The sequence below is a fragment of the Microcystis sp. LE18-22.4A genome (genome assembly GCF_027531105.1).
Lineage (GTDB): Bacteria > Cyanobacteriota > Cyanobacteriia > Cyanobacteriales > Microcystaceae > Microcystis > Microcystis aeruginosa.
Window position 1 is genome coordinate 1 of the sequence record NZ_JAPZRB010000461.1, and the last position, 11,408, is coordinate 11,408.

Annotated in this window: 11 protein-coding genes; 6 read left to right on the top strand and 5 right to left on the bottom strand. The window is 41.3% G+C overall.

Going from position 1 to position 11,408, the window contains the following annotated elements:
• Positions 1 to 71: 71 nt before the first annotated feature.
• Positions 72 to 920 (top strand): hypothetical protein, encoded by an 849-nt coding sequence (locus tag O9295_RS20145; protein WP_288034834.1) that lies wholly within the window; start codon positions 72 to 74, stop codon positions 918 to 920.
• A 45-nt stretch (positions 921 to 965) separates the two neighbouring features.
• Positions 966 to 2,150, top strand: coding sequence for an FkbM family methyltransferase (locus O9295_RS20150; protein WP_288034836.1), 1,185 nt, complete (start codon positions 966 to 968; stop codon positions 2,148 to 2,150).
• A gap of 125 nt (positions 2,151 to 2,275) precedes the next feature.
• On the opposite strand, the gene O9295_RS20155 is transcribed toward O9295_RS20150, so the two are convergent.
• The 3 genes from O9295_RS20155 to O9295_RS20165 form a co-directional block, all read right to left on the bottom strand.
• Positions 2,276 to 3,172 carry a glycosyltransferase family 4 protein gene (locus O9295_RS20155; protein WP_353851880.1) on the bottom strand — a complete coding sequence of 299 codons (897 nt, stop codon included), beginning with the start codon at positions 3,170 to 3,172 and terminating at the stop codon, positions 2,276 to 2,278.
• A 6-nt stretch (positions 3,173 to 3,178) separates the two neighbouring features.
• Positions 3,179 to 3,880 carry a glycosyltransferase family protein gene (locus O9295_RS20160; protein WP_288034838.1) on the bottom strand — a complete coding sequence of 234 codons (702 nt, stop codon included), beginning with the start codon at positions 3,878 to 3,880 and terminating at the stop codon, positions 3,179 to 3,181.
• 362 nt (positions 3,881 to 4,242) lie between these two features.
• Entirely contained in the window at positions 4,243 to 5,361 is a 1,119-nt protein-coding gene (locus O9295_RS20165; RefSeq protein WP_288034841.1) for a peptidylprolyl isomerase, read from the bottom strand.
• Between the two features lie 426 nt (positions 5,362 to 5,787).
• Here O9295_RS20165 and O9295_RS20170 point away from each other — a divergent pair, with 426 nt between their 5' ends.
• A complete protein-coding gene (locus O9295_RS20170) occupies positions 5,788 to 6,948 on the top strand; it encodes a 2,3-diketo-5-methylthiopentyl-1-phosphate enolase (protein ID WP_288034843.1) in 1,161 nt (386 codons plus the stop codon).
• Between the two features lie 276 nt (positions 6,949 to 7,224).
• Here the strand turns inward: O9295_RS20170 and serS are convergent, their stop codons facing one another.
• Positions 7,225 to 8,508, bottom strand: coding sequence for a serine--tRNA ligase (gene serS / locus O9295_RS20175; RefSeq protein ID WP_288034846.1), 1,284 nt, complete (start codon positions 8,506 to 8,508; stop codon positions 7,225 to 7,227).
• 181 nt (positions 8,509 to 8,689) lie between these two features.
• On the opposite strand from serS, the gene O9295_RS20180 reads away from it, so the two are divergent.
• Positions 8,690 to 9,292 (top strand): M23 family metallopeptidase, encoded by a 603-nt coding sequence (locus O9295_RS20180; protein ID WP_288034849.1) that lies wholly within the window; start codon positions 8,690 to 8,692, stop codon positions 9,290 to 9,292.
• 110 nt (positions 9,293 to 9,402) lie between these two features.
• Positions 9,403 to 10,365: a glycosyltransferase family 9 protein gene (locus tag O9295_RS20185; RefSeq protein WP_288034851.1), complete on the top strand. Its 963-nt coding sequence runs from the start codon at positions 9,403 to 9,405 to the stop codon at positions 10,363 to 10,365.
• 61 nt (positions 10,366 to 10,426) lie between these two features.
• Here O9295_RS20185 and O9295_RS20190 read toward each other — a convergent pair whose 3' ends face one another.
• The gene (locus tag O9295_RS20190) at positions 10,427 to 10,936 is read right to left on the bottom strand and encodes a YceD family protein (protein ID WP_002795530.1); all 510 of its coding nucleotides are present in this window, start codon (positions 10,934 to 10,936) and stop codon (positions 10,427 to 10,429) included.
• A 155-nt stretch (positions 10,937 to 11,091) separates the two neighbouring features.
• Here O9295_RS20190 and O9295_RS20195 point away from each other — a divergent pair.
• The coding region (locus O9295_RS20195) for an RNA-guided endonuclease InsQ/TnpB family protein (RefSeq protein WP_288034854.1) at positions 11,092 to 11,408 on the top strand (317 nt) is incomplete at its 3' end.

Sequence of the window (11,408 nt, forward strand, 5' to 3'; positions counted from 1 at the left end):
CTCAATTGTCTATCTTTTGGTATTAACCTGTTTGTGCCTTAAGTCCTTCCCTGTATGGATTTCAGCTACTTTTGAGCGTAGGCGCTCTCATCGAATTTTATTTTAAGTTAATTATTTGCATAACAATTCCCGAAGAGCCAACAAATTATTTTGGAGCTAGTATTTTAGCTTGGAAAAATTTAGCAGATAAGAAGGGTTATTCCCTGATTTATGCTGATAGTCAAGGGATCAATTTATTTATGGTTAGAAATGATATTTTAAGCGAAAACAATCTCATTTTTTTCAACACAAATATCCCAGAGTTAATTTATGTACCTCCTAATTATTATGGTTGCTTACCCTATAGAAATTTGGCAAAAGGTCATCCTCCCGATCCTTTGCAAAGAGAATATTTAAGTTCGCAAGAAATTTTACTAACAGGCAAATTTGCCGATATAACCGAGGGAAATTATCAAATAGTTGCCCAGTTGAATAAGCGGGTAAGTTTTGCTGGTTATTTAGCTAATTTCCTTCATCCTCAATTATTCCGACAAGGGTTTTACTTACCCGAAGAAAATTTTACTTGGTTAAAAGGTGATTATGCTTTTTTTACTATCCAGCTTGACTGTCCTGTTCCCCTGCTTATAGAATGGCAAATAGTGACAGTTTTTCTCTCGTCAGAAAACCCTACACTTAAGGTAGAGGTATGGGTAAATGAAAAATTAGTGGATATTTGGAACTTTGAATATAATCGTTTCCAAAATAATCTTCGTAAGTTTATTTACTGCTCTAACAATCTACTCAATGAAAACTCATCTCTAATAACTATTGAATTAAAAATAGAGGGTTCCACATCACCTAAAAATTTAGGACTAAGCGATGATGATAGAAACTTAAGCTTGGCTATTTCTCAGATAAATTTTCTTTCTAGTGATTATTAACTTAATCACCAAAAGTCTTTCACTCATAAAAATTGATGACTAATTATGTTTATTCAACCAGAAACTTTTATCGAATTTTGTTATGAAACTTTTTTGCAGAGAGCTGCGGATATAGAAGGTAAAAGATATTATCTGGAACAGATCAAATTAGGATGGTCTTTTCAGGAAGTTATCCAGTCTTTTTTACAGTCTTCTGAATTTCAGCAGCATCAACAAAATAGCCAAAATAATAATGAGCAGCAACGAAAATTTATTACTAATTTATACAAGTATTTACTAAAAAGAAATCCCGATAACTCAGAATTAGAATATTGGCTGACTACCTCCCATACTTTACCAGAAATATTACATATTTTCGGAGAATCAGCAGAGTATAAACAGGTCAATAATTTTAGTCTCAAAAAGCCGCCAGAATCCCTGTATGGAATTATGATCAAAAGTGATGAAATTGACGGTTATTTACTCTATCCCACTTTTGATAAAGTCCAACTTCAAGGAGCTTTACAGGGAAAAGCATTTCAGCTAAATGATTTTTTAGTCTGTATGACATTTCTGGAAAATCATAGTCTATTCCACCCCGATAAGTCTTGTTTTCTTGATTTGGGTGCTAATATTGGCTCCACATCCATTTATGCTTTAAAAGGTAATTACTTCCAATCCGCTGTCTCTATCGAAGCTTCGGGTTTAAATTATCAATTTCTGACTTTTAATACTCAGATTAACCAGTTAACTGAGCGATTACAAGCACTGAACTACGGATTAGCTAATTTTACTGGTACAGGAGAATTAGTTTGTAACCCTGATAATTGTGGCGACTTCCGTATTCAACCAGTCAATGTCACAGATAATTTATTTAATGAAGACAACTATAGTCGAGAATTAGCCGAGTTTATTACTCTAGATGACTTAAAGAATCGAGGAATCTTAAATCCTCGAAAAATTGGTTTTGTTTGGATAGATTGTCAAGGTAGTGAAGGACTAATATTTCAAGGAGGACAAGAATTTTTTCGAGAAATATCTGTTCCTTTATATGTAGAATTTTGGCCCTACGGAATTAATCGACTAGCTGGAAAGAAAAGTTATTTAAGCTTTATCGAAACTTTTGCCTCTAGAGTATGGAGATTGCACGAGGGAACATTTGTTGAAATAAGTTTAGATTTTCTCTATACATTTTATCAAGAGAATTTAAACACTGGGGAATATATTGATATTTTAGTTATTCCCAATTAAGCTTACTATAGCGTTTCCTAAGCTAGTGAGGTACACCTATTTTTCTTCCCTTTTGCCTTCTGCCTCTTGCCTTTTGCCTAAAACCCATCACTTTTGTACCTCAGCAGACTGAAAAACGCTATAAACTAATAGTTCTTTTTTATAAAGTAAGCAACTTTAGATTTTTTGATTACAATCTTAAGCAGTCTTTTAATAGCTGATTTTGCTGTAGATAAACTCTTAATTTTCTCTTGCAGACTTTCAATATTTTCTGATAATTGCCTATTCTGATTTTTGAACTTTTCCAGAGAATATTCCATTTCTTGAAGGGAGATAGATGTAATTAATTGCTGCAGAGATTGATTTTGTCTTTCTTCTTGTAATTTTCTTAATTCTACCCAAAGCTGACCAGAAGGATTTTCTTGAACTTCGGTAATAGTTTTTAGGATAATTTGATAAATTTTTTCGGAATTTTGCTGCCAAGAAAATTGTTTATATCTCTCTAATCCTTTGTCTATTAGTTGCTGACGAATTTCAGGAATTTGTATTTTTTTGATAGCTTGTATCATCTCATCAATACTGATGCCGTCAATGTATAAAACTGCATCACCTCCTACCTCTGGAATCGCTGAATTAAAGCAAGTAATCACGGGACAACCACAGGCCATTGCTTCAATAATTGGTAGTCCAAATCCTTCATAAAGAGAAGGATAAACTAAGGCAATTGCACCCGAATAAGCGGTTTTTAAATCCTGATCATCTAATTTTAAGACATAGGTGGTAATATTTGGAGCTAATTTCGATAATTCTAGCTCTAACTCTAAATCACCACCGACACAGACCACAGCTAAATTATTATTTTCAGGTAAATTATTCCAAGCTTCAAAGAATAATTTGACATTTTTATAACCCTTGAGACTAATCCTGGAACCAACGATGAGAAAATATGGTTTTAAAATCTGATATTTTTGCTTAAAACTATCAATTTCTTTAGCTATACTTCGAGAAAATTCTTGGCTGACTCCATTATAAACAATATCAATTTTATCCTAGGTAATGTGGGGATAAAACTCAACTAAATCTCGAGCAGTATTAGCTGATATAGTAATATACCTAGATGCGTACAAAATTGCATAGTGTTTTTCCTGCCATTCTGGTTGATTTAAATCCGCTTGCAGGACTTCGGGTATCATGTCATGAACCATGAGAACTGCGGGAGTGAATAAAGGCGTTGTATAATAGGTGGAAATAAATAAACTTGCTTGCAGCTGATCGCAGATTGCTTGAATTTTTCTAGTATCCTTTCCACTATGATTATAATCGTAGGCTTCTAATAACCAATATTTTAAGTTTTTTAGCCTCGGTGCGGTTTGATTTCTATCTAAAATAATAATATGTTGACCAAATTCTGAGTTACTCCATTCTTGTAGAATTGAATACCAAACTCTCGCTATTCCTCCTTGGTTAATTTGAAAAATAACGCCATCAATCACAATAATAGGTTTGCTCTGCTCGGACAGAGATTGAATTAATTGTAAGTTTTCTCGCTCATCTTCAATGAAGGGTACACCTAGATCATGATTAACTTCTAAATCAGTAATATCCCCAAGCTGTACTTGATAGGTTTTACACACTTGATTATTCTTTTGCTGTTCTAATTTATCAGTTCTTTGACCAATAATGTAGAGATATTTTTCTTGAAACTTTTGAACATTTTCTTGCTCATTTTCTGAAGAAGTACTATCGATCACAGTAACTTAAATTCTCCCTTTTGATAGAAAACTTTTATTAATAAATCCTCTAGGCATCCCCGAATAAGCTCGGCTAAATTATCGGCAAAAACAGGGGCGAGAACTTTGATTTTATTAACCAGTTTTTGATCGTGACTGCTGACTCCGACATAAGCGAATAGTGGACGATTTACCCTCCTCTAAGTTGAAAAGGTCGTTAACACAGTAACATCTACTAGCTGCATCGCTTTCACTAGCGGGAAATATTGACCCCGATAATTGCTACTTTCTGGGGGTATGGGGGGAAGCGCCCAGAATCTGAGCTGCTTCCCCTATCTTGACTAATCTTTTGCCTTGACAAAACCTAGTTAAAAACCCCCACCCTAGCTAGGTTGGACGAGATTATTTAAGCCATAAACCACTTTAGCGGTGATAATCTTATCCTTATCGGTAAGTTCTTCTAACACCTCTTTTCCCTGGACTAAATAGCCAAAAACCGAATAACGACCATCCATGAGATTAAACCCCGGAGGAGTTAATTCATTATCGAATTTAAAGAAAAAGAATTGCGAGGAACCTCCGTTAGGATTAGTATCCGGACGCGCTAGGGCTAATGCACCAAAAGCGTTAAAAGGCAAGGCGAGACTGGGTAAGTAAATCCCTAATTCTTCGAGAGTATTGCCATAAACTGGTTCTTCTTCCCCTTTAATCAAAATTTCTAAGGGAATAGAGCGATATTGCTTAGTTTTCGGGTCAATAAATCCCTCTTCTGCACCGACGGGATCCCCGGTTTGCACAACGAAATTATCTTCGCTGCGAATGAAGGGTAAACCGTCATAAAAACCCCGTTGGACTAAATCCACAAAGTTACCCCCATTAATCGGAGCGCTGTAACCATCCACAACGATGGTTAAATCCCCTTTGGTGGTCTGCATCTCTACGGTGGCACGTCCTCGCAATTGCGGCAAGTTAGCGTATTCCGGGGGAACGTTAAAGGGAAAACCCACCACCATTAATTCTTCTAAAGCGGTGATATTATTGAGCAATTCCCGTCTGGTTGACCAAACTGCCTCTTTATCTTTCGCTTCTACGGCCGTATCGAGGTCTGCCACTCCCGTTTTGAGTTTTTCGATTAATTCCTCCCCTTGGCTTTTACTTGCTTCGGGAACACTATCTAAGATAGCCTTGCTTTTGGTAGAAAGGGCATAATTGGCATCCTTGACATCTTTTTTAATCGGACTCCAACGTTTGGCCCGCAGATGTTTGGCAATATCTTCGATCGATTGTTGCACTTGACGAATTGGTTTATTATCTATGGGTAAGGCATTGCGTAAAATAGCAGTGGGATCCGTTACCGCGTCACCCTGAGCAAGCACAGCTAAAGCAGGGGCAGTCCCCTTAGCCGTGAACAGACTTAAGATTAAAAATAGTGCTAGGGCAATACTAGCACCGCTTTTTAAGAAAAATTTGCCCGATTCCCGTAATCTTGTCGTTATTTTCATATTTTGGTCGGTTCCTCAATGGCCATACCTATCCAAAATACTTGTAGGCTTTTAGCGGAACCCTTGTCAATAGGTGAGAAAACCGATCGAAGCCATTATCAGTTATCAGTTATCAGTTATCAGTTATCAGATGTGAGTTTTCACTTCACCCATTACTGTTTACTGAAAAAAGGCTCCCCACTTCCCCACCTCCCCACCTCCCCACCTCCCCAATTCCCCAATTCCCCACCTCCCCACTCCCCCACTTCCCCACTTCCCCACCTCCCCACTCCCCCACTTCCCCACCTCCCCACCTCCCCACTTCCCCACCTCCCCACTTCCCCACCTCCCCACCTCCCCAATTCCCCACCTCCCCACCTCCCCACCTCCCCAATTCATAATTCATAATTTATAATTTATAATTCCCACTCCCTTTTTTTACCTTTTATGACTATTATTGTCGATTATCGCTTTCCTCCCGCTATTAATGCCGAAAAACAGGCAAAAACGATCGCTATCGGTCAAACCGCTGGCACTTGGAGCGATCGCCACAGTCATCGTCAAGAGCAGCTGCAACAACACCTAGGGGAAGTGGTGGGGATCAGGGAGGAAGCCGACGGTTATAAGGTGGCTAGGGTGCGTTTTCCCCAGATAAACGTTGAAAATGACATCGCCAGTCTTTTAACCATGATTTTCGGCAAATATTCCATGGCTGGAGCCGGAAAAGTGGTGGGGGTGTATCTCCCCGAAACCTACGGCACGAAAGCCAAGCTGGGAATCACAGGAATTAGGCAACGTTTGGGGGTTTATGATCGACCTCTAGTGATGGCAATTTTTAAACCCGCTTTAGGACTATCGGCCCAAGATCACGCCGATATCCTGCGAGAAGTGGCTTTTGCTGGCTTAGACGTGATTAAAGATGATGAAATCATGGCGGATCTTCCCGTGGCTCCCACCCACGAGCGCCTAGATTGTTGTCGTCGGGTTTTGGAGGAAGTGCGGCAGCAAACTGGTAGAAATGTTCTCTATGCGGTCAATGTCACTGGAAAAGCGGACGAATTGCAGAGAAAAGCCCGTTTATTAGTGAAACATGGGGCTAATGCCCTGTTATTAAACGTTCTTACCTACGGTTTTTCCGTTTTAGAAGCTTTAGCCAGTGATCCGGCGATCGATGTGCCTATTTTCGCCCATCCTGCCTTTGCCGGAGCGATGTGTGCCGGTACTGATACGGGATTAGCCTATTCTGTGGTTTTGGGAACGATGATGGCCCACGCGGGAGCCGATGCGGTGCTATATCCCGCCGCCTACGGTAGTTTACCCTTCGATCCCCAGGAGGAAGGCAAAATTCGCGATATTTTGCGCGATAGAAACGTTTTTCCGGTTCCCTCGGCCGGCATTCGTCCAGGTATTGTTCCCCAGGTCCTTGGGGATTACGGACGTAATGTTATCCTCAATGCGGGAACCGGAATTATGGACCACCCATCCGGACCGGCCAGTGGTGTGAGGGCTTTTTTTGAAGCTTTAGCCAGAATAGAAGCGGGTGATTCTTTTGATCCCGCCAATTTGCCCGAAGGAGCCTTAAAACAGGCAATTCTAGAGTGGGGTTAAGCTCAATTCTTTCAAATGCACTATATAGGGTTTGCGGCAAAAAGTTTTTCTTGGGGGCAGGGTGTGGGGTGTGGGGTGTGGGGTGTAGGGTTTTACCGATTTTCAGGTGGTCAACTACCCAATTTTCAGGGAAAAAGTACCTGAGTTTTCCCCCTGATCACTCCCATATCCGGTACTTTTTGATTGACAAAAGGTCTAAAAGTCTTACCCAACAAGGTTTTTAGATTTATTCAGCAAACCCTATATAGACATTTTGTCAAGCATTTTTATCAAAAATTAACAAATAACTTCCCGTTTTAGATAGGGTTGCAGCACTTCTGGCACTTTTACCGTCCCGTCCGGCTGTTGATAATTTTCTAGGATAGCAGCCATAGTACGACCGATCGCTAATCCCGAACCGTTGAGGGTGTGGACAAAATTAGTGCCTTTTTGCCCTTTTTCTTTAAAGCGAATATTTGCCCGTCGTGCTTGGAAGTCTCTAAAATTAGAACAACTGGAAATTTCCCGATAGGTATTAGCCGAAGGTAGCCACACTTCTAAGTCATAACATTTGGCCGCCGCAAAACCCAAGTCACCGCTACACAATTCAATCACGCGATAGGGCAACTGTAAAGCTTGCAGGATTGCCTCCGCATTAGCGACTAAACTTTCGTGTTCCTGAGCAGAAGCGTCAGGATGGACGATTTTGACCATTTCCACCTTATTAAATTGATGCAAACGGATCAAGCCCCTCGTATCTTTGCCATAGCTGCCCGCTTCTCGACGAAAACAAGGGGTATAGGCACAGTGTTTGATCGGTAATTGCTCCGATGAGAGGATTTCATCGCGATAAAGGTTAGTTACAGGTACTTCTGCCGTTGGTGCTAACCAAAGCTCATCATCTCGACATTTAAAGCTTTCTTCCGCGAATTTCGGCAGTTGTCCCGTCCCGCGCAGGGAGTCACTATTAATTAAAATTGGCGGTAAAACTTCTGTATAACCGGCGACAATATGGCGATCGAGCATAAAATTAATTAAAGCTCTTTCTAGGGCAGCCCCGACAGCGATAAGATTAACAAAACGACTCTGGGCGATCTTTACTGCCCGTTCAAAGTCTAAAATGCCCAATTTTTCCCCAATTTCCCAGTGAGGCAAAATATTCGGGTTGGTGGGTTTATATTCCTCTCCCCAGCGTCTGACTTCGACATTTTCCCGTTCATCCTTACCGATGGGAGTGGTTTCACTGGGTAAATTGGGTAAATCTAAGATTTTTTGGTCAATGGCCGCTTTAATGGCTTTTTCCTGCGGTTCTAATTGAGCTAGTTTACTTTTAATCTCGTTTCCTTCTGTTTTCATTGCCAAAATTTCGGGACTGTTGACATCGCTGCCACTTTTCACTTTTTGTCCCACCAGTTTACCGATTTCGTTACCCCGGCCCTGTAAACTGCTGCGTTCTAACTCCAAAGCCTTCTGTTGTTGATTTAACTGGAGAATAGGGGCAATATCATAACTCCCTCCCCGACTATCTAAGCGTTTCTGTACTTCCTCTGGATTTTCTCTAATTTGCTTTAGGTCTAACATGGTACGAGTCAGTAAAAAATAAAAAGTAAGTGGGAGAGTCGGGGAATTGGCAGCCTGAGGGGAAATGTTCTCAACCCCTAACCAATGGTCAATAATAACTCAAAACTTAACTAAAATATCGGTTAAAAGCCGCCGGTAAAATTAGCGGTATATTTAATTGTGGTGTCTGGAGTTAAGTCTCATGCTCAAATATCTGCCTGTTAAATTCCTGCGTTTTTTAGCGATTAGCTGTCTTGTCACGTTAATTTCTCTAGGATTTGACCGTTTACACCCCGTTAAAGCTAATCCCACCCTCATAGCTCAAAATGCTTGGGCCGGGGCCTCCTTCCCCGTGGAAAACTTTCAAACCTATACCTCTGGTTTCGGTTATCGTTCCTCTCCCATGGATGGCAGTCAACAATTTCATGCCGGGTTAGATCTGGCCGCACCCTTGGGCAGTTATATTCGCAATTGGTGGACCGGCAGAATCGTCGAATTATCCGATCATACAGGCTGTGGCACCATGATTAAGATGCAATCGGGTCAATGGACACATATTTATTGTCATCTCATGGGTTCGGTTCAATCCGACAGCCGCGGTACTTTTTTGATTGACAGGTCAGGAGGAATCGTCCTTACTCTCGGTCAGGATATACCGGCAGGGGCCCGCATGGCTAGAGTGGGAATGAGCGGACGCACCACCGGACCACACCTGCACTGGGGACTGATGTACGGCCATCAATACGTTGACCCCGCTTTGGTTTTAAATGCTATGTACGGTTCTAATCCTTCGGGTAATAGTTAAGAGAATCTGCGATCGCATTCTGTTCAGAAAAAACATAGCTGCCCAGATTTAGTGAATAACGAGGGACACTGCTAAAATTAAGCTGATCGATTCAGGTATATCCAGATAAAATGCGAATATTAACCCTTGTACCGGGAGGAATTAGCGATCAACTGCTGTTTTTTCCCACTCTAGAAACTCTCCGGCAAACTTACCCCCAAGGTACTATCGATGTTTTGGTCGAACCTAGGGCAAAAGCTGCCTATCGTCTCTGTCCCCAGGTTAGGGAAGTGCTTTTATTTGACTATCGAGATCAGTACGGATTAGCAGATTATTTAAATATTTTGGGAGTAATTCGAGACCGGGAGTACGAAATCGCCATTAGTCTCACCAATCGTCCTGCTATCAATCTTTTACTCTGGTTAAATGGTGTTCCTAACCGTATAGGCTATGAAAATAATGGCAGCTGGTTCTTATCGCAACAAGTACCCCGGCTAACGGAAGGCTATCTAGCGGATAATTATCACGCACTGGTCAAAGGGTTAAAGATTGCCGCACCCTGTCCACCTTTAAAAATAACATTGAATCGGGATGATATCGATTGGGCGGAAATGGAACAGCAACGCCTCAATATCAAGGATAGCGGCTATATTCTCCTCTACGCCGGCGGTAGCGATCTGAGCATCAGCCAAGGACTGGAAACGCTTTATCCCCTAGAGAGTTGGCTAGAAATTATCCAAGGCATTCGCCATCAACAACCGGATTTACCAATTGTCGCGATCCAGGGAGAACTGGATGAAGCTTGGGTTTTAGCGCTCAAAGCCATGGATAATAACTTAAAAGTGTCCAGAACGGCCGATATCGGTAAAATGGCGGCTATGATCGCGGGTGCTAATTTATTATTAGCTACCGAAAGTGTCCCTTTACAGTTAGCCGTGGCCGTGGGAACCTATACCCTCTCTCTGCTGGTTCCTTCGTTGTCTAAGAGAGTTTTACCGAGTGGGGGAGAGCGTCATCGATATATTGAAGCCAATACGGGAAAAGTCGCCGATATTACTCCCGAAACTGTCCTGAAAAAGATTTGGGGCAGGTAAAGAATCGGGTTTCGATCGCTTTTCTCGTGGCTCGAAACCCGAAAAAAATCGGCATCAAGGCTCAATTTTGCGATTGAGATAACTGACTTTTCAAGGATTCTAGGGAGGCCCAACGACCATCGATGGCAGTATTTTCCGGAAGAAAAAAATCGGGTGGTTGACAATTGGCTCCGCAGAGTTGACGGGGGGGTAAAGTTAGACACAACTGCTCGTATAACCACATTTGCGGGTCAAAATCCCCGTTAGGATCGAGAGTTTCCGAGAGGTCTTCGTAGGCTATTTCTCGCTCTAGAGGATAGGAGTGATCGTAGTCTTTATTTTTGTCTAGCCAGATTAATTCGGAAGTGTTTAATTGCAGACGATGATTATATTGTTGTAAACAGCGATCGCAGGTTAAGGTGACGATGGTTTCTGCTTTCACCGATACTTCCAAAAAATTGCCCCCATGTCTAACCAGCAAGGTCCCCCGCACTGGTGTCAAGGTTTCTAGACCAGGGATAAAATTATCGATGATGATCACTCTTTGTCGATCAGGAGATTTGAGGAGGTGGGGGATAAAAATAGTTTCCATAGATAACTCCTGTATCATTTATCGGTTATCGGGTGTCAACTGCGTTAGCGAGTAACGCCATCATCGAAAATTTTGGGTCTGAAACCCCGTCGTTCTACGACGGCTTTACTGTTAAATATTAGCACATTTACGAAATATATGCTAAAATATGAGACATGGAAAAAGCCTATTCTTACCGATTTTACCCGACACCAGAACAAGAGTCGCTATTGCGGCGCACTTTGGGATGTGTAAGATTAGTTTACAACAAAGCTCTCCACGAACGAACACAAGCTTGGTACGAAAAGCAAGAAAGAGTAGGCTACGCTCAAACTTCTTCAATGCTAACCGATTGGAAAAAACAAGAAGAATTAGACTTTTTAAACGAAGTTAGCTGTGTACCTTTACAACAAGGGTTAAGACACCTACAAACAGCTTTCACTAATTTCTTTGCTGGTCGTACTAAGTATCCTAACTTTAAGAAAAAACATCA

Coding starts and splice junctions, on each gene's coding strand:
- O9295_RS20180 (WP_288034849.1), top strand. CDS start 8,690: ATGCTCAAATATCTGCCTGTTAAATTCCTGCGTTTTTTAGCGATTAGC.
- serS (WP_288034846.1), bottom strand. CDS start 8,508: ATGTTAGACCTAAAGCAAATTAGAGAAAATCCAGAGGAAGTACAGAAA.
- O9295_RS20170 (WP_288034843.1), top strand. CDS start 5,788: ATGACTATTATTGTCGATTATCGCTTTCCTCCCGCTATTAATGCCGAA.
- O9295_RS20165 (WP_288034841.1), bottom strand. CDS start 5,361: ATGAAAATAACGACAAGATTACGGGAATCGGGCAAATTTTTCTTAAAA.
- O9295_RS20190 (WP_002795530.1), bottom strand. CDS start 10,936: ATGGAAACTATTTTTATCCCCCACCTCCTCAAATCTCCTGATCGACAA.
- O9295_RS20185 (WP_288034851.1), top strand. CDS start 9,403: ATGCGAATATTAACCCTTGTACCGGGAGGAATTAGCGATCAACTGCTG.
- O9295_RS20150 (WP_288034836.1), top strand. CDS start 966: ATGTTTATTCAACCAGAAACTTTTATCGAATTTTGTTATGAAACTTTT.